Below are 23687 nucleotides of genomic sequence, written 5' to 3'. Positions count from 1 at the left end.
TCCCGTCTAGACGCGCGTACCGAACAGGTCGCCGTCAATGGCCTCGTCCACGTGCACCGTTACCATTTCACCGTAGTACGGCTTCGTTTCCGCAGAGAAAAACACCTTGCCGTCAATGTCCGGCGCGTCCATGGCGCTGCGGCCGAACCAGCATTCGGCGTAGCGGTCAAAGCCCTCCGTCAACACGGTGATGTCCCCCCCAACCTGCTTTTCGCCAAGGCGGTCCATAATGTTCATCTGTGATTCCATGATGATCTCCGCGCGGTGGTTCTTCACCTCGTCGTCGATCTGGTCGGGAATCAAAGCCGCCGGCGTGCCCTCCTCCTGCGAGTAGGCAAAGCAGCCGAGGCGCTCAAATTCAATGTCTTTCACAAATTCCGCAAGCTCGGTGAATTCCTCCTCCGTCTCGCCCGGGAAACCCGTAATAAGCGTTGTGCGCAGCGTCACGCCCGGAATCTTCTCGCGGATCTTCTTCATCAGCGCCGTCAGGCTCTCACGGTCTCCGGTGCGGTTCATGCGCTTTAAAACGCGTGCGGAAGCGTGCTGCAGCGGCAGATCGATATACTTCACAATCTTCTCTTCCTCCGCCATCGTCTCCAAAAGCTCATCCGTCAAAGCGTCCGGGTAACAATAGAGCACGCGCAGCCACTTGAGGCCATCAATTTTGCACAGGCGGCGCATCAGCTTTGCAAGGGAATATTCGCCGTACAGGTCAATGCCGTAGCGGGTCGTGTCCTGCGCAATGAGGATGAGCTCCTTCGCGCCGTTTTCAACGAGACCGCGCGCTTCTTCCTCGATGCTCTCCATCGTGCGGCTGCGGTAGCCGCCGCGGATCATCGGAATCGCGCAGTAAGTACATTTGTTGTCGCAGCCCTCTGCAATCTTGATGTACGCAAAATAGCTCGGGGTCGAAAGCTCGCGCTCGCCGCACAGCGGCATTTTGCTCTTTTCGGGAAAGCTCTCCGTAAAATCATTCATTGCACTTTCAATGCACGCCGCAATGTCCGCGTTCGCGCCGATGCCGAACACGCCGTCCACCTCGGGCAGCTCTTTGTGAATTTCCTCGCGGTAGCGCTCCGCAAGACATCCCGTCACCACAATCTTCTTGATGCGGCCCTCTTTTTTCAGCGTCGTAAGCTCCAGAATTTCATCGATGGATTCCTGCTTCGCGCTGTCGATAAAGCCGCAGGTGTTCACGATTGCAACGTCCGCAAGCGCAGCGTCATCGCACAGCTCAAAGCCCGCGTTTTTCAGGTTCGCCATCAGCATTTCGCCGTCCACCTGGTTTTTGGCACAGCCAAGGCTGACCATTCCCACTTTAATTGCCATGTATATAACCCTTTCTCGGTGCATATCCAAGCCTTAGACATGCCCTTATATAATTTCTGTTCTGCCGCTACCTATTTTAGCAGAAAACGAGCGGCTTTTCAATCGAAATGCCGCCCGTTCACAAAAATCATACAATTATACGCGCAAAAACACGCTTGCCGCCCGGAAATCATGCCTTTTTTGCACACCCTGTCCGTCTCGCGCAACGCACAAAACGGCCCTGCAACCAAAGCAGCGCCGTTTTACGGTCATTCTTCTGAATTTAAGACAGAGAAGATCTCGTCAAAGCCGTAGCCATAGCGCTGCAAGGCGGCTACGGCACGGCGGCGCACTTTTTCGTCTTCGCGCGCCATGGGATACTTTCGCTCCAAAATGGCGCGGATGTTTTCCTCTGTTTCCGAACGTTCTGTGGAAAACTCGTCCATCACCGCGGCGATGAGCGCATCGTCAATGCCCTTTTGGCGCAGCTCCTGCTTTACGCGGCGCGCGCCGAATTTTTTGCGTGTGAAAAGCTCGTTTGCAAGGCGGCGGGCGTAGTCCTCGTCATTTAGTAAGCCCAGCTCTTCCATGTGCTCCACGGCGCTTCGGGCAGCCTCGCGGTCAAATTCCGCGCGGGTGATCTTGTTTTCCAGCTCTTTTTTGGAGTGGGCGCGGTGCTCCAAAAGGTACAGCGCCTTTTCCTCGGCGCGGTGCTTTGCGGATGCCTGCAAAAGCGCGTGCAGCTCCTCGTCGTCGAGCTCGTCGCCGATGGCAATGCCGCGGCGCAAAAGCGTTTCCGTGTCCACCTTCACCGCCGCTTCGCCGTCAATATAAAGCTGTGAAAGCCTGTGGCGGCGCGGGGCGATGTCCGTGATCTTCATTATTCGTCGTCATCGACCGTGATGTCGATGTCTGCCTGCACGTTCTTACGGGTGTTCTCCGCCTGCTCGGGGGATTCTTCCTCCTCGGCCTTTTCAACGGGCTTCGGCGCACTGCCGCCCTTGATGGACTTTGCGTAGAGCTTATCCGCATTCTGACGGACGAGCTCGGAAATTTCCTCAAAAATATCCGGGTTGTCGCGCAGGAAGTTCTTCGCATTGTCGCGGCCCTGACCGATACGCGTGCCGTTATACGAGAACCACGCGCCGCTCTTCTGCACGATCTCGAGTCTTTCGGCAAGGTCAAGCAGGTCGCCGACCTTCGAGATGCCCTGCCCGTACATGATGTCGAATTCGACCTCACGGAACGGCGGCGCAACCTTGTTTTTCACAACCTTGACCTTTGTGCGGGAGCCGATGATGTCGGTACCGCTCTTCAAAACCTCCTTCTTGCGCACATCGAGACGCACGGAGGAGTAGAATTTCAGCGCGCGGCCGCCCGGCGTGACCTCCGGGTTGCCGTAGACAACGCCGACTTTTTCGCGCAGCTGGTTGATGAAAATGGCGACGCAGTTTGACTTCGAGATGGCACCGGCAAGCTTTCTTAACGCCTGCGACATCAAACGCGCCTGCAAGCCGACGTGGCTGTCGCCCATTTCGCCCTCGATCTCCGCGCGCGGAACGAGCGCCGCCACAGAGTCCACAACGATAACATCGATGGCGTTGGAGCGCACGAGCGCCTCGGTAATCTCGAGCGCCTGTTCGCCGTTGTCCGGCTGCGAAACGAGCAGAGAATCCACGTCTACGCCGAGCGCGGACGCATAGACCGGGTCAAGCGCGTGCTCCACGTCGATAAACGCCGCGTTGCCGCCCATTTTCTGGCCTTCGGCGACGCAGTGGAGCGCCAAGGTGGTCTTACCGGAGGATTCCGGGCCGTAGATCTCAATGATTCTGCCGCGCGGCAGACCGCCGATACCGAGCGCGAGGTCCAGCGAAAGAGAGCCGGTGGAGATCGCATCCACGTGCATGCCGTTGTTCTGGCCAAGACGCATAACAGCGCCCTCGCCGAACTGCTTTTTAATCTGCGTCAACGCAGTCTCAAGCGCTTTGCGCTTGTCTTCGGGCTTGATGTCCTCCGCTTTTTTGCTTACGGGGCTTTTATTTTCCTTCGCCATGGTTATATCCTCACTTCTTTTGAAATTTGGGTTATGGTTCCTGATTGATTGTGTTTCCGTCGAGCGTGGTTAAAGTTTTTGCCAACCTTTTTCAAAAGGCTGCGGTTTCCAAAGGTGAAACTCTTTTTTTACTGCCTCTATTATACTAAATCCGTTGAAAAAAAGCAACGGTTTTCTCGAACATATTTTCTTTTTTTGCTGAGGTGAGCGAAAAAGCGACAGTTAAGAGGACATCACAGGACATCGGCAGACATCTTTTTGCGCAAAAAGGGCAGAACCCCGAAGAAAACCGGAACTCTGCCCCTTTTTTAGCTTATGTAGAAATTACAGACCGAGCAGTTCGGTTGCCGCTTTCTCCATTTTTGCGATGATCTCATCGGACTCTGCGGCAGTTTTACCCTTGCCGGAGAGGTAAATTTTGATCTTCGGCTCTGTGCCGGACGGGCGGACGATGAGCTTGCTGCCGTTCTCTAGACGATACTCGAGCACGTTGGACTTCGGAAGCGTGATCTCCGTCTTCTCCGCGCCCTCTGTGCGCACGGAAAGCTGATAGTCGCTGTCGCCGACGACCTTGAAGCCGGCAATCTCTGCCGGAGCGTTGTGGCGCAGATGATCCATGATGGAATTCATCTTCTTCATGCCGTCTTCGCCCTCAAACGCGAAGTTGCACAGGGCGTTCTTGTAGTAGCCATACTTTTCGTACAGAACATTGATGGCATCGACGAGCGTCATGCCCTTTTCTTTGTAGTAGGAAGCCATTTCGCAGATGATCATGCTGCCGTCCACGGCGTCCTTATCGCGCACATAGCCGCCGGAGAGGTAGCCGTAGCTCTCTTCAAAGCCGAGCAGGTAGCGCTCCGGGTGGCCTTCGCTCTCAAGCAAAGCGATCTGGTCGCCGATATACTTGAAGCCGGTGAGGGTACGGCGAATTTCAATGCCGTAATCCTTCGCGATGCCGTTGACCATATCGGTGGAAACAATCGTCGTGACCGCGACCGGGTCCTTCGGCATGGTGCCGAGCTCCGTTTTGCACTGTGCAATAAAGTTCAGGAGCAGAATGCCCACTTCGTTGCCGGTCATGAGCACATACTCGCCATGCTGGTTGACGGCGATGCCTACGCGGTCACAGTCCGGATCGGTCGCGAGCAGCAGGTCGGGCTTTACGGTCTTGCAGAGATCAAGGCCCTTCTGGAGTGCTTCGCGGATTTCCGGATTCGGGTACGGGCAGGTGGGGAAGTTGCCGTCCGGCTCGCTCTGCTCCGGCACAACGGTGATATCCTTCACGCCGATGCGGTCGAGGATGCGCAGCACGCACATTTTGCCGCTACCGTTGAGCGGGGTGTAGACGAGCTTGAGGTTATCCGCCGGCTTACCGAGGATGCTCACGCCGTAAACCGCGTCGATGAACGCGTTGACGGTCTCTTCGCCAATATATTCCGCCTTGCCGGAAGCGAGCGCCTCCTCAAACGGGATTTTCTTCACGTCCGCGAAAATATCGAGCGCTTCGATCTCCGCCATAATGCCGTCTGCCATGCCTTCCGTTACCTGACAGCCGTCGTTTCCGTAGGCCTTATAGCCGTTGTACTTTGCCGGGTTGTGGCTTGCGGTAACGCAGATGCCTGCATCACAGTGCAGGTGACGCACAGCGAAGGACAGTGCCGGGGTCGGCATGAGCTGCGGGTAGAGGTACGCCTTGATGCCGTTTGCGGCGAGCACCGCTGCGGACTCTTTGGAGAACAGCACGCCCTTGTTGCGGCTGTCGTGTGCAATGGCAACGGAAAGGGGCTTACCCTCCGTGTTGTGCTTATTCAGGTAGTTTGCAAGGCCCTGTGTCGCCTTGCGCACCGTGTAGACGTTCATGCGATTCGTGCCTGCGCCAATGACACCGCGAAGGCCGCCGGTGCCGAAGGCAAGGTCTCTGTAAAAACGGTCGTTTATCTCCTCGGGCTGATCCTTAACGGAAAGCAGCTCTTCTTTCAAGTCTGGATCGTCCAGTTCGACGCTAAGCCATCTTTCATACTCGGTCATACTCTATTCTTCCTTCCATGGTTTAAATTTTCGGCAGTGCGAAAAAACGTATCTGCCTTATGTTAAATGCGGATGACCCGCACCTACACGCTATAATTAGATTACCATTTTATCTGTGCAATGTCAATGACAAGTTGCGTCGCTCCATGTCAATTTATGTGTAAAATATTTGTTAGTATCCCGGCGGGCGAAATATCAACCAGTCCGCAGGTCGCGCGAAAGCCCGAGCAGGAGCCGGGGTTTAAGATATACAGTCCGTCGTCGTAGGTCTCGAGCGCCTCGTGCGTGTGGCCGAACAGCAAAAGATTCGCACCCGCCTCCCTTGCGGCGCACACAACGGTATAGAGCCCTGATTTCACATGGTAAAGGTGCCCGTGTGTGCAGAAAATTTTAGCGCCGTCAAGGTCTAAAATTTCGCGTACCGGCATGTCTGCGCAGCCGAGGTCACAGTTGCCGCGCACGGAGTAAAATGCGATATTCGGGAACAGAGCGCGCATCATTTGAAAATCGTTTTGCCCGTCGCCGAGGAAAATGACGGCATCCACGTCTCTGTGCTTCTCGAGCGTTTCGCGCATATAGAGCGGCATGCCGTGGGAATCCGAAAAAACCAGCAGTTTCATGAAAATTCTCCTTCTTTTGAATTTAACGCAGATGAGGTCTCATTTTTTCGCGCCGCGCATAAACTGTAAACGGAAGTTTCCCTAAAGGGAGGGTTTACCATGAACGAACGTGAAATGCAATCGCTTTTGGCTTTGGCGGCGAAACGGCTGCACACCACGCCGGAAGCGCTGCGCGCCGCCGCCGAAAACGGCGACCTGCAGAACATTACGGGCGGTCAAAATAACGCGGCGGCTTCGCAGCTAAACCGCGTTTTAAGCGACCCGGAGGCCGCGAAAAAGCTGCTTTCCACACCTGCCGCGCAGAAACTATTTGAGGCTCTCGGCGGCAAAAAATAGAAAGGAGGTGAGCGGCGGTGGAAGACCTGGCCGCAGCCGTACAATCCATTTTAAACGACCCGCAAAGCATGGCGCAGCTGCAGGGCGTGATGAACTCGCTTGGCATGAATCCGCCGCAAGCCCCTGCCCCGGCTACGCCGCCGGTGCAGCAAAAACCGGCGGCCACCGCGCCGCTCAATTTGCTGAACACTCTAAACAACAGCGATCCGATGACGGCGATGCTTTTGCGCGCCGCGCCGCTTTTGGCAAGCGCAAACCGCGAAGATGACTCCACGCGATTGCTTGCGGCGCTGCGCCCTTTGCTCGGCGAAGCACGGCAGAAAAAGCTGGATGAAGCCTCGAAAATTTTGAAGCTCTTGCGCCTTTTGCCGCTTTTGAAAGAGAGCGGCGTTTTACAGAATATTCTTTGAGAAAGGCGGGGTAAAATGCCGAGTAACATGCCGGACGCACGCGCCGTGGAAGAAGCCTTGCGCCGCGCGCGGGAAATGCAGGGGCGCTCGGCGCATAACGCGCCGTCTCCGCCGGAAAAGCCAACGGAGGAATCAACGCCGGGAAATGCGGAAACGTCAGCTGAAATACCGAAGGAATTTCAGGCTGCTCCGAATAGGCCTCTTTCTCCTCTCGATACGCTGCTAAAAGACAAGGAGCGCACGCTTTTGCTTGCACTCCTCCTTTTGCTTTACAACGAAGGCGGCAGTGCGGAGCTTTTGTTCGCGCTCTTTTATCTGCTTATCTGATCTGACCGTCGCCGCGGATGATGAATTTGTAGGAAACGAGCTCATTCAAGCCCATGGGGCCTCTGGCGTGCAGCTTCTGCGTGGAGATGCCGATCTCTGCGCCGAGCCCAAGCTCGCCGCCATCCGTGAAGCGCGTGGACGCGTTTACATAGACCGCCGCCGCATCGACCTGTGCCGTGAACCGCTCCGCCGCACGGAGGTTCTCGGTGACGATACACTCGCTGTGGCCGGTAGAATACTGCGCAATGTGCGCGATAGCCGCGTCAAGGCTGTCTACGACGCGCACAGCCAGAATATAATCGAGGTATTCCGTTGCCCAGTCCGCTTCGGTCGCGGGTTTGGCTTCGGGCAGAAGTTCGCATGTGCGCTTATCGCCGCGCAGCTCTACGTTTTTCTCTTTGAGCTTATTTGAGATGACGGACAGCGCCGCTTCGGCAATGTCCTTGTGCACCAAGATCGTTTCGATGGCGTTGCAGACGGACGGACGGGAGGTTTTCGCGTTGAAAATGATATTCGCCGCCATTTCGATGTCTGCGTCTTTGTCGACATACACGTGGCAGTTGCCGACGCCGGTCTCGATGACCGGTACCTTGGCGTTTTCCACCACGGCGCGGATAAGCCCTGCGCCGCCGCGCGGAATGAGCAAATCGAGGTACTCCGTCATGCCCATGAGCTCCACGCTGGACGCGCGGGAGGTATCCTGTACAAGCTGAACGCTGTCGCGCGGGAGGCCGGCGGATCCTATCGCATCGCGCAGAACTTCGGCGATGGCATTATTGGAGCGGAACGCTTCCTTGCCGCCGCGCAGAATGACGGCACTGCCCGCCATAAGGCACAGCGCAGCCGCGTCGCTCGTCACGTTCGGACGCGCTTCGTAAATGATGCCGATAACACCCATCGGCACCGTGATCTTCTCTACTTTAAGCCCTTTGGGGTTCGTTTCGCCGCTTAAAATGCGGCCCACGGGGTCGCGTTGGGCGGATACGTCTTCCACGCCCTTTGCCATGCCCTCAATGCGGGCAGGCGTGAGCGCCAAGCGGTCGAGCATGGCTTCGCTCATGCCGTTTTCTTTTGCGGCTTTAATGTCTTCTTCGTTCGCGGCAAGAATTTCTGCCTGACGCGCGCGCAGGGCAGCCGCGGCGGCGTTTAATGCCGTGCGCTTTTTTTCGCCTGCGGTGCGCAGAACGGCGGCGGCTTTTTGGGCTGCGGCACCCATTTTTTGAAGTTCTGTCATACGCGTTGTGTTCCTTTCTGTAAATTACGGCATGAACACCGTGCCGATGTCCTCACCGTCGAAAATGCGGTAGAGGTTCTCCGGATCTTCGCCGGAGAGGATATATGTCGGGATATTTGCACGCCCTGCAATCTCTGCGGCACGAATTTTCGTCGCCATGCCGCCTGTACCGCGTGCGGAGCCTGCCCCGCCCGCCATGGCACGCACCTCGTCGTCGATCTTCTCGATGACGCTGAGACGCTTTGCGTCGGGGTAGGCCTTCGGGTTTTTGTCGTATACGCCGTCGATGTCCGTTAAGATCATCAGCACGTCTGCGTTGATAATGCTTGCGACGATGGCGGAAAGCGTATCGTTATCGCCGAAATTGCGACCCTCGAGCTCATCGACCGCAACGGTATCGTTTTCGTTGACGATCGGAATGACGTTCATATCGAGCAGCTCACGGAATGTATTTTCCACGTTGCGGCGGCTGATGGGCTGCGAGGTAACATCTGCCGTGAGCAAGACCTGCGCGACGTTCTGATGATATTCGCCGAAGAATTTATCGTAGGCAAACATCAGCTCGCACTGGCCGATGGCGGCAAGCGCCTGCTTTTTGGCGGTGTCGTCCGGGCGCTCCGGCAGACCGAGCTTGCCCATGCCCACGCCAATGGCGCCGGACGTAACGAGCACGATGCGACGGCCGCCGTTTTGCAGGTCGCACAGCGTGCGGCAGAGCTTATCGATGCGGCGCAGGTTCATTTTGCCGTTTTCGTATGTCAAGGTTGAGGTGCCGATTTTCACCACAACGGTTTTTACTGTATTTAAATCCATGATTTTATTTGTTTTCACCGCAAATTCGCGGCAAAAACGTCCTTTCCCTATTCTCTTTTCTGCTCCATTATACATGGAAACAGCGCAAAAAGAAAGCCTTTTTGCAAAAACTCAGGCGTTAAAAACGTCTAAGTCTTCGCCGTTTACGACCTTGCCCGTGTAGCCCGCATCGCGGATCTCCTGCAAAATGAGGTCGCTGCGGCGGCGCGTTTCAGCTTCGACATCAATGGCGTTATCCTGAATATTCATGTGGTAAATGCGGTGGTAGGTGACGAGCAGCTTCGGCTGCGCTTTTTTCGCAACCTCAGCTAAGTCCGTGCTGAGCGTATGCACCTCGCGGTGATATTTCTGCCACTTCGGTTCGCGCGCGGCAATGCCGGCGGCATACTCGACCTCGTGCAGCAGAATATCGCAGTTTTTGGCCTTTTCCGCGATGATGTCGAGCGGGGCGGTATCGCCGCTGATGACAACGGTCTTCCCGTCTTTTGTTGTGAACTTATAGCCGTAGCTTTCGAGTGTGCCGTGGCTGACGGTGAACGCCTCCACGGTAACACGCTCGTCTTCGTAAATAACGCCCGGTTCAATCTCCGTCGCTTCCACCTTATAGCCGTTTTCGTTCGCGCGCTCAAAGCCGTGCAGGCGAAAATCGATATCGACCGCATAGGCAGAGAGCAGATGCTGCGCCATATTTCGGATTCCCTTCGGGCCGAAGACCCCCAGCGGTTTTTCCCGTTCCAGCACCCACGGGGTGAAAATGAGGTCCGCAAACCCGGCGGTATGGTCGGTATGCAAATGCGTACAGAACGCGGTATCGAGCAGATCGGGTCTAAGGGCATCTTCGCCGCGGCGGTACGCTTCCGCTGCGCGTCTTACGACGCCGGGGCCAAAATCGACGAGGTACGCATGGCCGTCGACAACGACGGCGGAAGCCGGGCCGCTCGCCCACGGGCAGGCGTTCGGTGTTCCCGTACCGAGTAAAACAAGTTTCGTTTTCATGTTTATCATGCCTTTCCGGTTTAGAAAACAAAAAGGGACAAGCCTCGGCTTGTCCCCCGTTATCGAACTTAGTGTCTGTCGTTTCTGTCGCGGCGCGGACGATCTCCACGCGGGCGGTCGCTGCGCTCACGGCGCGGCTGCTTCTCCGGCAGGACGTTCTCCGGCACGGCACCGTCAAGGTCGATCAGCGCTTCGCGGCGGGAGAGGTTCAGTCTGCCCTTATCGTCGATTTCAAGCACCTTGACTTTCACGATATCGCCGACATTGACGACATCCGTGACGTTCTCCGTGCGCTTGATGTCGAGCTGAGAGATATGCACAAGGCCTTCCTTGCCCGGGGCAATCTCCACAAACGCGCCGAAGTCCATGATTCTCGTCACGCGGCCGCTGTAATAGGAGCCCGGCTCCGGGTCGTTGACGATGGTATCGATGATGTCCATAGCGCGGCGGCACTTTTCAATGTCTATGCCCGCAACATAGCAGTGGCCGTCATCCTCGATATCGATGGTAACGTCGCACTCGGCGCAGATCTTCTGAATGACCTTGCCGCCGGAGCCGATGACCTCGCGGATCTTATCGACCGGCACAATGGTGGACAGCATCTTCGGTGCATATTTGGAAAGCTCGGGACGCGGCTCTGCGATAACCGGCAGCATAACTTCGTCCAGAATGTAATTTCTTGCTTTGTGCGTCTTCGCAAACGCTTCCTTGATGATCTCCGGCGTGAGACCGTGAATCTTCAGGTCCATCTGAATGGCGGTGATGCCCTTCTTTGTACCGGCAACCTTAAAGTCCATATCGCCGAAGAAATCCTCAAGACCCTGAATATCGACCATGGTCATCCAGCGGCTGCCCTCGGTGATGAGGCCGCAGGAAATACCGGCGACCGGCGCTTTAATCGGCACACCTGCGTCCATCAACGCCAGCGTAGAGCCGCAGATGGAGCCCTGAGACGTGGAACCGTTAGAGGAAAGCACCTCGGAAACCAGACGGATGGTATACGGGAACTCCTCGACCGGCGGGATAACCGGCACAAGTGCGCGCTCTGCCAGTGCGCCGTGACCGACTTCACGTCTGCCCGGGCCTCTGGAGGGCTTCGTCTCGCCTACGGAGTAGGACGGGAAGTTGTAGTGGTGGATGTAACGCTTGGACTCTTCGTCGTCGATGCCGTCGAGAAGCTGGTTGTCACGCGTGGAGCCGAGCGTTGCAACGGTAAGCACCTGCGTCTGGCCGCGGGTGAACATGCCGGAGCCGTGTACGCGCGGCAGCAGACCGACTTCTGCGGCAAGCGGACGGATCTCATCCATACCTCTGCCGTCAACACGCTTCTGCTCGTCGAGCAGCCAACGGCGCACGACGAACTTCTGCGTCAAATACATGCACTCGTCGATCTTTGCCGCCTGATCGGGGTAAATTTCGTCGAAGTGCTCGTGCACTTTTTCGTAAACAGGCTTGAGTCTCTCGTCGCGAACGGTCTTGTCGTCCGTATCGAGTGCGGCCTTCACGTCATCAATGGCGAAATCGCGGATTTCTTCGAACATCTCCGGATCCGGCTTATTGGACGGGTAAGAGAACTTCTCTTTGCCGATCTCCCTCTGGATACCCTTGATGAACTCAATGATTTTCTGGTTTTCCGCATGGCCTGCCATAATGCCGTTGAACATGTCCTCGTCGGACACTTCGTTTGCACCGGCTTCGATCATTGCGATGCGCTCATCGGTGGAAGCGACGGTAACAGCCATCTGGGAGAGCTTTCTCTGCTCTGCCGTCGGGTTGATGATGAACTCGCCGTCGATGAGGCCGACGGAAACGCCGCTGATGGGGCCGTCCCACGGAATGTCGGAGATGGACAGCGCGACGCTGGTGCCGACGAGTGCGGCAATCTCCGGGGAGCAATCCGGGTCAACGGACATGACGGTGCAGACGATGGAAACATCGTTGCGCATGTCCTTCGGGAACAGCGGGCGGATGGGGCGGTCGATCATACGGCAGACAAGAATCGCCTTATCGGTCGGGCGACCCTCACGCTTTAAGAAAGAGCCCGGGATCTTGCCGACGGAGTAGAGCTTTTCCTCGAAGTCAACGGAAAGCGGGAAAAAGTCGATGCCGTCACGCGGCTTTGCGGCAGCGGTGGCTGCCACGTGGATGGTGGTCTCACCGTAACGGACAAGGCACTCGCCGTTTGCAAGCTGTGCCATTTTACCGGTTTCGATCTTCAGCGGGCGTCCGGCAAATTCCGTTTCAAATACTCTGAAATTTTCAAACATAAAGGTTATTTTCCTTCCCCCCGAAAGCCGGGATTTTCCGACTCCGCAGACCGTTTAACAATTAAACCGACGCACACGTGTTTTACGACCTGTATGCGCCCGTTTCACTGCTAAACAGCCCTTGGAATCATTTTGTGCAGATATTAAATCAGCTGCGCGGGTCGCGCGCAGCTGAAAAAAGGCAAAAAATTACTTACGGATACCGAGTTCTGCAATGATTGCTCTGTAACGCTCGATGTCAACCTTAATGAGGTAATTGAGAAGGCTTCTTCTCTGGCCGACCATCTTCAGCAGGCCGCGGCGGGAGTGATGATCCTTCTGGTTGGTACGGAGGTGCTCGGTGAGGTCGTTGATCCTCTTGGTGAGAACGGCGATCTGAACTTCCGGGGAACCCGTGTCACCCTCATGGCGTGCGTACTTCTTGATGATCTCTGTCTTTTCGCTCTTCAGCATTGTGTTTTCCACCTTTTCTAAAATATTTGCCGCGCTCACAGGTCTGGGTCGGTGTTATCCCTGCGGAGATGTCTCCCAAAAGGGTTAGTCCCTGATCCGAGGACGGGCACTTTGAAAGTATAGCATAATTCTTCAAAGTTTGCAAGCGGTTTTTCCTCTGCGGCGCAGATTTTTCGTTCCGTGCAAAATAGCGAAAACGTCCGGCCCAAAACCGACTTTTTCACAGCTCTTCCTGCCTTTTTTGCGAAACTCGTACATTTTCGACATTGTGCATCTTGACAAGCTTTTGAAATCCGTATACTATTAAACAGTTAATTATCGAAACGACCGTGCAAAAGCAAGTTTACCCGTGAAAGGCTGAACACAAACGATGCGAAAAGGCGTTATGGGCGCGGAAGTTTTTCCGCCGGAGAAAGGATATTTTTAATGAGCAAAATTGCAGTTGTTACCGATACAAACAGCGGCATCACCCGCGAGGAAGCGAAAAAGCTGGGCGTTTATCTTCTGCCCATGCCGTTCATCGTAGACGGCACGGAGTATTTTGAGGGCGTCACCTGCACGTATGAGCACTTCTTTGAAATGCTGGAAGCCGGCGCAGAGGTCTCCACCTCTCAGCCCTCGCCGGAATCCCTCACGGCGATGTGGGAGGAGGCGCTCGCGACGCACGATTCCGTTGTGCACATTCCGATGTCTTCGGCGCTGAGCGGCTCTTGCGACACTGCAAAGGCACTCGCCGCGGAATACAACGGCCGCGTATGCGTTGTGGACAACAAGCGCATTTCCATCACGCAGCGCGAATCCGTTCTGGACGCGCTGACGCTGGCCGAAAAGGGTCTGACCGCTGCCGAAATCTGCGTGCAGCTTGAAAACACCGCGTATAACGCGAGCATTTACCTTGCTGTAAATACACTGGAGCTCTTAAAAAAGAGCGGCCGTGTGACGCCGGCCGGGGCGGCGCTCGCGACGCTGCTGGGCCTCAAGCCCGTTTTGCAGATTCAGGGCGGCAAGCTGGACGCTTACGCGAAGGTGCGCGGCATGGCAAACGCCGAAAAAACGATGCTGAAGGCGCTCGAAAAAGACCTGCAAACGCGTTTTGCGGGCAAAAAGGTGCACATTGCGGCGGCGTACTCCGGCGACATCAAGCCCGCGCTCGAGTGGCGCAAGACAATACGCAAGTATTTTGATGACAACAGCATTGAGCTTTACAAACTCCCCATCAGCATTTGCTGCCACGTCAGCTCCGGCGTAAAAGCGCTCGGCTGCTTTGAATATTTTGAGTGATTTTTGCGTTTACATACAAAACCCTCGCTGTGTTCGTTTGAAGCACAGCGAGGGTTTTCTTATTTATGTTCAAGCATTTCAATGCTTGCGGCACGGTTATGGAGGCTGCCAAGCAGGCCTTTGAGGCTTAAAATGCGGAAAAGCAGCTGTTCGCGCTCGGTGAGCGGCGTTTGAAACGCGGCTTTGACGTCTTCGGTCGTTTTGCCGCAGTACCGCTCGAACGCTTCCGGCGTGATACCCAGCATTTCAATGAGGGCGTCGATGTCGTCAACGACGGTTTTTACATCGGCGTTTTTGCCGCTCTGCGCCAAAGAGAGGTACTCCATGAGCCAATCGAAATACATGGTTCCCTTTATGCTGCCCGACGCGGCTTCCAAAAGCGCATCGAGCGTTTCGGCATCGCAATGCGTGACGGTTTTGAATGTTTCAAACCCGAGTCCTGTTTTTTCGCGGCAGGTTTTTTCCCATTCTTTCATGTCGATTGGGGTGAGCATATTTTTACCTCTCTTTCTTTTGATGTGTCAATTATAACATATACTTTCAAAAAAGTAAATATCTATTGACAATTATTTCATATTATGCTATATTATTGGTGAAAGAAATTCACACAACTCTTTCACAAATAAATATTATTAAAGGAGTGTTTTTAATGTTCAAAACCAGAAAAAAGGCAATTTCACTATTACTAGTATTTTCCTTAATCTTTTCTTCTTTGATTTTCTGCACCCCTTATGCTTCCGCAAAAAACGCGGACGAACTAGGAACTGAACTTAATCCTTACGTCTTGTCACCCGGTGAAAAAATTACTGTAACCATCGACGGCTCTAAAGATTCTGATATATCTACATTAGCTGATGAAACTTTCCCGAGCTGTATTCTTACAACCTGGTATGATGGTACATATTTTCATTGGTCTGTAAAGCCCATGTTTACTGGTGCAAATTTTAGTGGAAGCACAAATGTAATGAGAAATGGAATTTTCCAAGGAGAGGTTTATTTTAGCGGATTCTCTGGACAAAGAAGGGTGTATAAAGATGAAATGATACGATTAAGTGGTACATTAACTCAACATTTTTTGGAACCTACTCATATACTTCGGTGTTACTACATTCAAGGCTAACTACACAGTAAAAAGAAGGAAGTTCTCACATGAGAACTTCCTTCTTTTTACTTCTTTTCAAACGCTTCAAACAGCGTTCTTGCGGTTTTTTCGTTCAGGCTGATCTCCGCTTTCAGCGCGTCTAAATCGGGAAACTTTTTTTCGTCCCTGACAAAGCTCAAAAGCTCCAGACGCAGTGTTCTGCCGTACAGGTCGCCGCCTGTGAAATCAGGCATCCAGGTTTCAGAAAGCGCGTGGTCGGAGCCGACGGTGGGCTTTACGCCGACATTCGTCACGCCGCAGTAGGTTTTGCCGTCCACATACACGGCGGAGGCGTACACGCCGAAGCGCGGCAGCACGAAGCGCGGCGGGAAATTCTGGTTAATGGTCGGCGTGCCGATGGTATGACCGATGTGGTTGCCGTGCACGACCTCAAAGCAGAAGCCGAACGGTCTGCCCAGCATGGCGGTGACGTCTTCCATCTCGCCGTTTTCAATCGCTTTACGGATGCGCGTGGCGCTGACCCGCTCGCCTTTATATTCCACTGTGGGCACGACGTGCATTTCGCCGCCGTGGGCTTCGCAGAGCTTTTTCAGCCACTCCGTGTCGCCCGCCGCGAACTTACCGAAACGGAAATCCGCGCCACAGGCGATGCGCTTCACGTTCAAACCGAAGCGCAGAAGGTTTGAAAAGCGCTCCGCGGGCCACTCTGCGACCTGTGCAAAATCCGGCATGATGACATACTCCACGCCCCAGCTTTCCAAAATGCGCATGCGCTCCTCAACGGTGGTGAGATAGCAGCAGGTGCCTGTAAGGTACTCCGCAGGATTATCCCGAAACGTGAAAACAACGGGTGTGAGTCCGCTTTCCACCGCCGTGCGAATGACCTTATAGTGCCCGATATGCAGGCCGTCAAACGCGCCGAGCGCGACCGCCGTTTTTTTCTCGCCGATGAACTTTCGTATTTCTTCCGTATTGCGAATGACGTGCATGTGCCGATTCCCTCTCATTTTTTTGAAAATGACTTAACGTATTTGAATTCTCCGTTTTCCGCGCGAGCAAGTCCCAAGAACTTCTCGCCGTCTTCGTACAGCGCGACCTGCGTGCCCTCCGGCATGGCGATCTTCGGTGCACGGCAGCGCGAAATTGTGAGTGCACCGCCGTTTAAATATCTTTGTGCCTGCGCCGGTGTGACAGACACGGCAGTGAGCATCGAAAAGAGCTTTTCCACGGGGCGAAGAATTTCATCAAAGCTTTCCCCGTTTTCTTTCATCGCCTTTAATGTATCAAGCGAGACGGCGTCTGCGAGCGTAAAGCCGCACGCTGCTGTTCTTCTGAGCGCCGTCATGGCACCGACCGTGCCGCATTTTTGGGCAATGTCTTCGATCAGCGTGCGGATATACGTGCCTTTCGAGCACGTGACGTGCAGCTTGCCGGTTTTTTCATTCTCGTTATATTCGAGCAGCGTGAGCTCCGCAATATGTACGGGCCGCGCTTCGCGCTCTATTTCGATGCCCTGCCGCGCGAGCTTATATAATCTCTGTCCGTTGACGGAGACAGCGGAATACATAGGCGGCACCTGTAAAATATCGCCGCGAAAAGAATCCAGTGCAGTTTCGAGCGCAGCTCTTAAAACGGGGGTTTCATCCGTTTTGATGACTTCGCCGGTCACGTCGCCGGTGGTATACGCTTCGCCAAACCGAAAAGACGCTTCGTAGGTCTTTGCGGTTTCCGGCAGAAGCGACACGGCTTTTGTAGCGCGGCCGAGCAAAAGCGGCAGAACGCCTGTTGCCATGGGGTCTAATGTGCCCGTGTGGCCGATGCGCCTTTCGCGCGTCAACCCGCGCACGACCGCCACGGCGTCAAACGACGTGAAGTCCTGCGGTTTATCCAAAACGATGATGCCTTCCATGCTGCCTCCGTATTACCAGCCCGCCTCTTCCACGAATTTGTAGAAGTCCTTTTCCGCGTCTTTGTCTTCTGCGCGGATGGTGCCGACGGTCTCGGTATAAATGATGTATTCCTCTTCGCCGTCCAAATCAAACAGCGTATCGCACAAATTCTGGTCGTATGCGCCGATACCGCAGGTGCCGAGATTTAAAGCACTGCACGCAAGATACAGGTTTTCGCCCACGTGGCCCATATCAACAAGGGAACCTCTGTGGCTGAAAATGCCGTATCGCCACTCAGTGCGGTACGGAACGAACGACCAATAGAACACAACGCTCGACTTTTTCACCCAGTGCTGATCGCACAGGGACTTGTCGATGACGTCTTCGATGTTTTCCACCTCACCGAGATACTCGAGCTGATTTTCGAGCGGCAGATAGTGGTATTTGCCGGGCTTTAAGCCCTCTACACGGCGCACGAGCAGGTATGTTTCAAACGGATGTCTTGCGCCGCCGCACGGCACGGTACGCAGCGTTGCATACTTTTTGCCGCGGATACCCTTTACGCCCTGCGTTGCCCAAAGCAAAAACGAAAGCTCCAAAAGGGACAGGTTCTCTTCCGTATAAACGCGGGAGGAGCAGCGGTTGAAAATGACATTTAAGAGGTCTTTTTCGAGGCCAAGCGGCTTAAAATCGCGCGGCAGATCGATACGCGTATCGCTCACCGGCGCTTTCGTCAGCGGCGGCTGCGGCAGCATTTTCTGCTGGTCGGTCTTGTAGCCCTCCGGCTCGTCGCTTGCATCTTGCTTTAAAAAGCCACGTCGGCTTTCTGTGATGGCGCGAATTTCTTCGGGTGTTAATTCTTTCATGTGAACTCCTCCCATCTGATTTACAGCTGAATTAAATTGCCGATTTTCACTTATTTTCGAGCGCTTTGATGGCTTCGCCGCAGGCGGCTACCACGCGCGCTTTTACGTCTTCAAGCCCGCCCGTAAGGGAGCAGCCTGCCGCACCCTTGTGCCCACCGCCGCCGAATTTGGCGCAGACGACGGACGCGTCCGCGGGGTTCGTGGCACGCATGGAGACCTTCCAAACGCCCCCTTCGCGCTCGCGCAGCGTAAAGCCCAGCAGAACCCCCTCCACCTGGCGCACCATGGCGGAAACGCCGTCGAGATCGTCTTCGGAAGCGCCGGTCTCTGCGATGACGTCACTCGTCAGGCAAAACACCGCGCATTTACCGTCACAGTGGAACTCCATGTTGCCGTACAGGCGTTTCAGCAGCGCTACGGCAGCGCGGCTTTTGGTATCAAACATTAGGCGGTTGATCTCCGCGGCGTTCGCACCGTGCTCCAAAAGGTCCGCCGCGATGCGGTACGTGTTTGCGGAAGCGTTCGGGTAGCGGAAGCAGCCCGTATCGGTGGAAATGCCCGTATAAAGGCAGTCCGCGATCTTCGGCGTGATCTCCGCGCCGAGCGCCGGAATCAAACGCGCGATGAGCTCGCATGCCGCGCCTGCGGTGCCTTCTACCCACGTTTCTTTGGCAAACGGGCGGCAGGACGCGTGGTGGTCGATGGCAAAATCCGTTTTGTCGCCGTAGGGCTCCAAAGAGCCGAGCAGCGTTTTATCGGCCACATCAACCGTCACGATATGCTCCGGCTCGAACTCGCCGTATTCGATGCCCTCAAAAAGATATGTGAATTTCGGCGGCACGGGGTCTGCACAGCGGAACATGACCGATTTGCCGAGCGCGATGAGTGCGCGGCTGAGCGCCGAAGCGCAGCCGAGCGTATCGCCGTCCGGCGAGCGGTGGCTGAGGATCAAAATTTTGTCTGCGCCGCGCAGGAAATGTGCGGCATCCTCCAGATTTGCCATAAGCGTGACCAAGCTTTCGGGCGGAATTTACACCCAAAAGCACTCCTTTCTTTGAATCTTTACGGGAAGCTTATTTTTTCTCGTTTTCAAGGTCGTGCAGAATGCGCGAAATGTTGGCGCTGTACTCAATGGAATCCGTTGCCTTAAAGATCATTTCCGGCACATGGCGCAGCTTTAAGCGGTTTCCGAGCTCGCGGCGTACATAGCCCGCGGCGCTTTTAAGACCCTTAACGGCATTTTCCGCCGTCTCCATGCCCTCCATGGCGCTGACATACACTGTGCAGTAGGAAAGGTCGTTTGTGACCTCCACACGCACCACACTCAGCATGCAGCCGCTGACGCGCGGATCCTTGAGTTCTCTTAAAATAGCGGAAACCTCACGGCGGATATCCTCCGTGGTTCTGCCCAATTTATAACTCGGCATCGTTTATTCTCCTTTCTCTTCCGGCAGGAAGCGCGCGGAAATGAGCTCCGCTGCAACTTTAAAGCCCGCCTTCAGACTTTCTGTTTCAATCCACTCGCCGCGTGTGTGCTCACCGGCACCGACGCAAAGGCCGATTGCCGCGGCAGGAACGCCGTTTGCAAGCGGGATGTTGCAGTCTGTGGAGCCGGCATACACGCCCGGGCGCGTGCCGAAATGGTTTTCCACCGCATCCGCGCACTGTGTTAAAAGTGCGGTCTGACGCGGGTCGTGATTTTCTTTGTTGCCGCAAGGGCGCTCGCCGAGCAACTCTGCCGTGACGTCTACGCCCTCTGCTTTAAATTCTTCCAGTATTTTCTCAAAATATGCCTTGGCATCCATAAGGCACGCGTAATCGTCCGAGCGCATTTCGTACAGCATTTCCGCCTGTGCCGCGATGCTGTTGACGGTCGTGCCGCCCGAGATCGTACCGACGTTGAATGTCGTTTTCGCGCTGCCTGCGGGAATTTTGTATTGATAGAGCTCCGTGATGATGGCAGAAAGGCGCTCAATGGCGTTTACGTTTCCGAAATCGGCAAACGAGTGACCGCCCGTGGTCTTCACTGTGACCTTGTAGCGCAGAGAGCCGACCGCCATGCCGACGATGCCGTCAAGGTAGCCGTCAAATGAAATGACCTGCTCTATGCGCTTGCCGTACCGTGCGTTTAAAGCGCGGCTGCCTTTTAAGTTACCGAGACCCTCCTCGCACGAGTTCATGACAAATACAATGCCGCCGTTCGTTTTCGGCTTTTCGTTTGCGACATAAGCCGCCATGAGCATAAGCAAAGCGACGTTCGCGGTGTCGTCACCCACAGCGGGGCAGAACCACTTGCCGTCCTTTTCGGTCAGTTCAAGGGGCACAGACTCCGGGAAAACCGTGTCGATATGCGCCATGAAAATTGCGACGGGCACATCGTTTTCGGCGTTATATTCGTAAATGACGTTTTTCGCTTCATCGATAAAAGCGTTTTCCGCGCCATGATCCATAAGCCATGCTTTGCAGAATGCGGCACGCTTTTCTTCGTGGTGGCTCGGCGACGGGATCAAGCACAGCGTGCGCAGCAGCTCCAGCGCCGTTTGGTGATTCGCGAGAACGTATTCGTTCAAATTCATAGGGAATGCCTTTCTAAAGCAAAGCCGCGTCCCGCGATGGGGACGCGGCTGAACCGACTTTTAGTCTCTGTACTCTTCCATTTCGTAGGCTTCGAGGATGTCGCCCAGCTTGATGTCGCTGAAGCGCTCCAGCGTGATGCCGCAGTCGTAGCCGTCCTGCACTTCCTTCACGTCGTCCTTGAAGCGGCGCAGGGAAGCAATCTTATCATCGGCAACGATGATGCCGTCACGCACAAGGCGCACCTGCGCGCCGCGCACGATCTTACCGGAGGTGACGTGACCGCCGATGACCATGCCGACGTTCGTGATCTTGTAGACCTCGCGGCACTCTGCCTTGCCGAGGAACACTTCGCGGTACTTCGGTGCGAGCATGCCCTTCATAGCGGATTCGATCTCTTCGATGCAGTCGTAGATGATACGGTAGAGGCGCATATCGACACCGTCGCGCTTTGCGTTCTCTTCCGCGACCGGGTCCGGGCGGACATTGAAGCCGACGATGATGGCGTTCGAGGCGTTTGCCAACATGACGTCGCTTTCGCTGATTGCACCGACCGCGCCGTGGATGACATGCACGCGCACTTCGTCGTTGGAGAGCTTCTCGAGGGACTGACGGACAGCTTCAACAGAGCCCTGCACGTCGGCCTTGACGATGACCTTGAGTTCCTTCATCTCGCCTTCCTTCATCTGCTCGAAGAGGTTATCCAGCGTAACCTTCGTCTGGGAGTTGAACATCTCTTCCTTCTGCTCGGTAAGACGCTGCTCAACGAGCTCACGTGCCAGACGCTCGTCGGAAACGGCGTTGAACGTATCGCCGCCGACCGGCACTTCGTTGAGACCCGTGACCTCAACCGGCACGGACGGGCCTGCGCTCTTTACGCGCTCGCCACGCTCGTTCATCATGGCGCGAATACGGCCGACCGTGGTACCTGCGACCACGATGTCGCCGGTATGCAGCGTACCGTTCTGCACGAGGACGGTCGCAACCGGGCCACGACCCTTATCGAGGCGCGCCTCAATGACGGTGCCCTTTGCGGCACGGTCCGGGTTCGCCTTGAGCTCCTTCATTTCCGCAACGAGCAGAATCATTTCAAGGAGATCATCGATACCCATTTTGGTGTGTGCGGAAACCGGGATGCACGGCACGTCGCCGCCCCACTCTTCCGGCACGAGCTCGTATTCGGTGAGCTGCTGCTTGACGAGATCCGGGTTTGCGGCCGGTTTATCCATTTTGTTGATGGCAACGATGATGGAAACGCCCGCTGCCTTAGCGTGGTTGATGGCTTCTACCGTCTGCGGCATGATGCCGTCATCGGCTGCGACGACCAGCACGGCGATATCCGTAACCATGGCGCCTCTTGCACGCATGGTGGTGAAGGCGGCGTGACCCGGCGTATCAAGGAACGTAATGTCCTTGCCGTCGATATTGACGCGGTATGCGCCGATGTGCTGCGTGATGCCGCCGGCTTCGCCCGCGGTAACGTTTGCGTGGCGGATGGCGTCCAGAATGGAGGTCTTGCCGTGGTCAACGTGGCCCATGACAACGACGACCGGTGCGCGCGGCACAAGGTTTGCATCGTCGTCTTCGCTGTCGTCGATGATGCGGTCTTCGATGGTGACGACGACCTCTTTTTCGACCTTTGCGTGGAACTCATCGGCAATGAGTACGGCGGTATCAAAATCGATGGTGTCGTTGATGGTAGCGAAAACGCCGTTTGCCATGAGCTTCTTGATGACTTCGGCGCTCGTTGCCTTCAGGCGGAGAGCAAACTCGCCGACGGTAATCTCATCCGGCACGGTGATGGTGATGGCCTTTGCCTTGCGTTCCGCCGCGATGCGGTTGAGTCTTTCTGCTTCCGTCTCGCGCTTTGCGCTGCGCGGCTTGCCGCGGCGCTGGCTCTTCTGGTTGATCTTCTGTTTTGCGGCAACGGTGTCGTTTTTCACCTTGTCGTACGCCAGACGGTCGTACTTTTCGTTGTACTTGTCGATGTTGACGTTGACCGTTCTGGTATCGACCACGCGGCGGCGCGGAGCTTCGCTTGCGGACTCCTGTGCCGGAGTGTTGTTGCTCGGCTGGTTGTTCTGCGCAGGACGCTGCGGCTTATTCTGCTGCGCGTTCTGGTTTCTGTTATTGCCGTTATTGTTGCGGCGATCGTTATTTTTGTTGCGATTATTATTGCTATTCACGTTCTGCTTCTTCGGCTCCTGCGTGTTCTTAGCGGTTTTTTCGCTCGGTTTTTCCGCTGTTTTCTCGGCCGGCTTCTCTTCGGTCTTTGCCGCATTGCGCGTTGCAAAGTACGCGTCAAAGTTCTGTGCGGCATGATCCTGCGTGAAGCGGTCAAAAACGATATCGAGCTCGTTTTCTTCTAACGCCGTCATGTGCTTTTTCGGCTCTTTTACGTACTTGCCGAGGATATCCAGCACTTCTTTGTTCGGCACATCCAGATCCTTTGCCACATCATGCACTCTGTATTTAATCATCATATACGCATTTCCTCTCTTTCTCCGTCTGCGATGAGCTGCTTCAGTTTTTCCGCAAATCCGCGGTCACACACGGCAAGCACACCGGCCTTTTTGCCGATGGCTGCGGAAATTTCTTCCATGTTAAACGCAGGCTCCAAAACGGATACATGATACTTTTCCGCTTCAAAGCGCACGTTCTTCTTCGTTTTGTCCGAAAGGTCTGCGGCAAGAATCACAACGCCGCACGCGCCGCTGCGCATGGCTTCCACGGCGGTATCAAAGCCCCAGTTGAGCTTTCCCGCACGTCTTGCAAGGCCCAAAGCGGACAGTGCTCTGTTCATTTTTGCGCCTCGCCCGCCTTTCCTTTCACATCTGTACACAGCTCCTGATACATGGCGTCATACACGGCGTCTTCAATTTTGCAGGAGAACGCGCGTTCAAAGCGCCGCGCCTTCTGTGCCTTTTTCAGACACTCGGGGTCCCTGCAAACGTACGCGCCGCGGCCGGGCTTGCGGCCTGTAAGGTCCAAAGAGACCTCGCCGCCTGTCTGCACACCGTTCTCATCTTCCTTAACGGGGGCGCGCACCACGCGCACCAGTTCCTTTTTCGGCTTCATTTCACCGCATCCCGCACACATACGGAGCGGTATTTTCTTTTGTTTCACGCTG

At 55.3% G+C, this 23687-nt stretch carries 25 protein-coding genes; 5 read left to right on the top strand and 20 right to left on the bottom strand.

The annotated features are described in order from the left end of the window. Nucleotides 1-6 precede the first annotated feature (6 nt). From rimO to ACLTX1_RS02545, 5 genes are all read right to left on the bottom strand, one after another. On the bottom strand, nt 7-1329 hold the full coding sequence (gene rimO, locus ACLTX1_RS02565) for a 30S ribosomal protein S12 methylthiotransferase RimO (protein WP_412264920.1): 1323 nt from the start codon (nt 1327-1329) through the stop codon (nt 7-9). 248 nt (nt 1330-1577) lie between these two features. Beyond that, nucleotides 1578-2189, bottom strand: a complete 612-nt coding sequence (locus ACLTX1_RS02560; RefSeq protein ID WP_176819584.1) for a regulatory protein RecX — start codon at nt 2187-2189, stop codon at nt 1578-1580. Beyond that, on the bottom strand, nt 2189-3361 hold the full coding sequence (gene recA, locus ACLTX1_RS02555) for a recombinase RecA (RefSeq protein ID WP_412330413.1): 1173 nt from the start codon (nt 3359-3361) through the stop codon (nt 2189-2191). The genes ACLTX1_RS02560 and recA overlap by 1 nt, the downstream gene beginning before the upstream one ends. 324 nt (nt 3362-3685) lie before the next feature. Then, on the bottom strand, nt 3686-5389 hold the full coding sequence (locus tag ACLTX1_RS02550) for a phospho-sugar mutase (protein ID WP_176819586.1): 1704 nt from the start codon (nt 5387-5389) through the stop codon (nt 3686-3688). 149 nt (nt 5390-5538) lie between these two features. After that, complete coding sequence (locus ACLTX1_RS02545) at nt 5539-6009, bottom strand: YfcE family phosphodiesterase (RefSeq protein ID WP_412330412.1); 471 nt, start codon at nt 6007-6009, stop codon at nt 5539-5541. Between the two features lie 99 nt (nt 6010-6108). On the opposite strand from ACLTX1_RS02545, the gene ACLTX1_RS02540 reads away from it, so the two are divergent. From ACLTX1_RS02540 to ACLTX1_RS02530, 3 genes are read left to right on the top strand one after another with little or no spacing between them, the layout of a single operon-like run. Beyond that, complete coding sequence (locus ACLTX1_RS02540) at nt 6109-6345, top strand: hypothetical protein (protein ID WP_176819588.1); 237 nt, start codon at nt 6109-6111, stop codon at nt 6343-6345. 17 nt (nt 6346-6362) lie between these two features. After that, complete coding sequence (locus ACLTX1_RS02535) at nt 6363-6755, top strand: hypothetical protein (protein ID WP_412330411.1); 393 nt, start codon at nt 6363-6365, stop codon at nt 6753-6755. A 15-nt stretch (nt 6756-6770) separates the two neighbouring features. After that, the gene (locus tag ACLTX1_RS02530; RefSeq protein WP_412330410.1) at nt 6771-7082 is read left to right on the top strand and encodes a hypothetical protein; all 312 of its coding nucleotides are present in this window, start codon (nt 6771-6773) and stop codon (nt 7080-7082) included. Here the strand turns inward: ACLTX1_RS02530 and ACLTX1_RS02525 are convergent. The 5 genes from ACLTX1_RS02525 to rpsO all read right to left on the bottom strand — a co-directional run bounded on the left by ACLTX1_RS02525 (nt 7075) and on the right by rpsO (nt 12845). Continuing rightward, the gene (locus ACLTX1_RS02525; protein ID WP_412330409.1) at nt 7075-8316 is read right to left on the bottom strand and encodes a glutamate-5-semialdehyde dehydrogenase; all 1242 of its coding nucleotides are present in this window, start codon (nt 8314-8316) and stop codon (nt 7075-7077) included. The genes ACLTX1_RS02530 and ACLTX1_RS02525 overlap by 8 nt on opposite strands. A gap of 24 nt (nt 8317-8340) precedes the next feature. Beyond that, complete coding sequence (proB, locus tag ACLTX1_RS02520) at nt 8341-9129, bottom strand: glutamate 5-kinase (RefSeq protein WP_316687368.1); 789 nt, start codon at nt 9127-9129, stop codon at nt 8341-8343. 111 nt (nt 9130-9240) lie between these two features. Continuing rightward, the gene (locus ACLTX1_RS02515) at nt 9241-10125 is read right to left on the bottom strand and encodes an MBL fold metallo-hydrolase (protein WP_412266660.1); all 885 of its coding nucleotides are present in this window, start codon (nt 10123-10125) and stop codon (nt 9241-9243) included. Nucleotides 10126-10193: 68 nt separating this feature from the next. Next, nucleotides 10194-12392 (bottom strand): polyribonucleotide nucleotidyltransferase, encoded by a 2199-nt coding sequence (locus ACLTX1_RS02510; protein ID WP_308449449.1) that lies wholly within the window; start codon nt 12390-12392, stop codon nt 10194-10196. 189 nt (nt 12393-12581) lie between these two features. Then, the gene (rpsO, locus tag ACLTX1_RS02505; protein ID WP_176819595.1) at nt 12582-12845 is read right to left on the bottom strand and encodes a 30S ribosomal protein S15; all 264 of its coding nucleotides are present in this window, start codon (nt 12843-12845) and stop codon (nt 12582-12584) included. 426 nt (nt 12846-13271) lie between these two features. Here rpsO and ACLTX1_RS02500 point away from each other — a divergent pair, with 426 nt between their 5' ends. Continuing rightward, on the top strand, nt 13272-14126 hold the full coding sequence (locus ACLTX1_RS02500; protein WP_176819596.1) for a DegV family protein: 855 nt from the start codon (nt 13272-13274) through the stop codon (nt 14124-14126). Nucleotides 14127-14185: 59 nt separating this feature from the next. Here ACLTX1_RS02500 and ACLTX1_RS02495 read toward each other — a convergent pair whose 3' ends face one another. Continuing rightward, nucleotides 14186-14620: a hypothetical protein gene (locus tag ACLTX1_RS02495; RefSeq protein ID WP_308449450.1), complete on the bottom strand. Its 435-nt coding sequence runs from the start codon at nt 14618-14620 to the stop codon at nt 14186-14188. A 65-nt stretch (nt 14621-14685) separates the two neighbouring features. Here ACLTX1_RS02495 and ACLTX1_RS02490 point away from each other — a divergent pair, with 65 nt between their 5' ends. Continuing rightward, nucleotides 14686-15246, top strand: a complete 561-nt coding sequence (locus ACLTX1_RS02490; protein ID WP_308449451.1) for a hypothetical protein — start codon at nt 14686-14688, stop codon at nt 15244-15246. 47 nt (nt 15247-15293) lie between these two features. Here the strand turns inward: ACLTX1_RS02490 and ribF are convergent, their stop codons facing one another. The 9 genes from ribF to rnpM all read right to left on the bottom strand — a co-directional run bounded on the left by ribF (nt 15294) and on the right by rnpM (nt 23683). Beyond that, on the bottom strand, nt 15294-16217 hold the full coding sequence (gene ribF / locus ACLTX1_RS02485) for a riboflavin biosynthesis protein RibF (protein ID WP_308449452.1): 924 nt from the start codon (nt 16215-16217) through the stop codon (nt 15294-15296). 14 nt (nt 16218-16231) lie between these two features. Beyond that, nucleotides 16232-17137 carry a tRNA pseudouridine(55) synthase TruB gene (gene truB / locus ACLTX1_RS02480; protein ID WP_308449453.1) on the bottom strand — a complete coding sequence of 302 codons (906 nt, stop codon included), beginning with the start codon at nt 17135-17137 and terminating at the stop codon, nt 16232-16234. Between the two features lie 12 nt (nt 17138-17149). Next, nucleotides 17150-17983, bottom strand: a complete 834-nt coding sequence (locus tag ACLTX1_RS02475; RefSeq protein WP_308449454.1) for a SagB/ThcOx family dehydrogenase — start codon at nt 17981-17983, stop codon at nt 17150-17152. A gap of 46 nt (nt 17984-18029) precedes the next feature. Continuing rightward, on the bottom strand, nt 18030-18986 hold the full coding sequence (locus tag ACLTX1_RS02470; protein ID WP_308449455.1) for a DHH family phosphoesterase: 957 nt from the start codon (nt 18984-18986) through the stop codon (nt 18030-18032). Between the two features lie 70 nt (nt 18987-19056). Further along, nucleotides 19057-19410 (bottom strand): 30S ribosome-binding factor RbfA, encoded by a 354-nt coding sequence (rbfA, locus tag ACLTX1_RS02465; protein ID WP_176819602.1) that lies wholly within the window; start codon nt 19408-19410, stop codon nt 19057-19059. A gap of 3 nt (nt 19411-19413) precedes the next feature. After that, nucleotides 19414-20559, bottom strand: coding sequence for a M20/M25/M40 family metallo-hydrolase (locus ACLTX1_RS02460; protein WP_308449456.1), 1146 nt, complete (start codon nt 20557-20559; stop codon nt 19414-19416). A gap of 60 nt (nt 20560-20619) precedes the next feature. Beyond that, nucleotides 20620-23040, bottom strand: a complete 2421-nt coding sequence (infB, locus tag ACLTX1_RS02455) for a translation initiation factor IF-2 (RefSeq protein ID WP_412330408.1) — start codon at nt 23038-23040, stop codon at nt 20620-20622. Beyond that, entirely contained in the window at nt 23037-23360 is a 324-nt protein-coding gene (locus ACLTX1_RS02450; protein ID WP_395506951.1) for a L7Ae/L30e/S12e/Gadd45 family ribosomal protein, read from the bottom strand. Before ACLTX1_RS02450 ends, infB begins: the two co-directional genes overlap by 4 nt. After that, complete coding sequence (gene rnpM, locus ACLTX1_RS02445; RefSeq protein ID WP_308449459.1) at nt 23357-23683, bottom strand: RNase P modulator RnpM; 327 nt, start codon at nt 23681-23683, stop codon at nt 23357-23359. Before rnpM ends, ACLTX1_RS02450 begins: the two co-directional genes overlap by 4 nt. Nucleotides 23684-23687: the final 4 nt, after the last annotated feature.

Origin of the sequence: Hominenteromicrobium sp. (assembly GCF_046974225.1) — a bacterium.
GTDB classification, from domain to species: Bacteria; Bacillota; Clostridia; order Oscillospirales; family Acutalibacteraceae; genus Hominenteromicrobium; species Hominenteromicrobium mulieris.
This window is presented reverse-complemented; position numbering and strand designations above follow the sequence as displayed.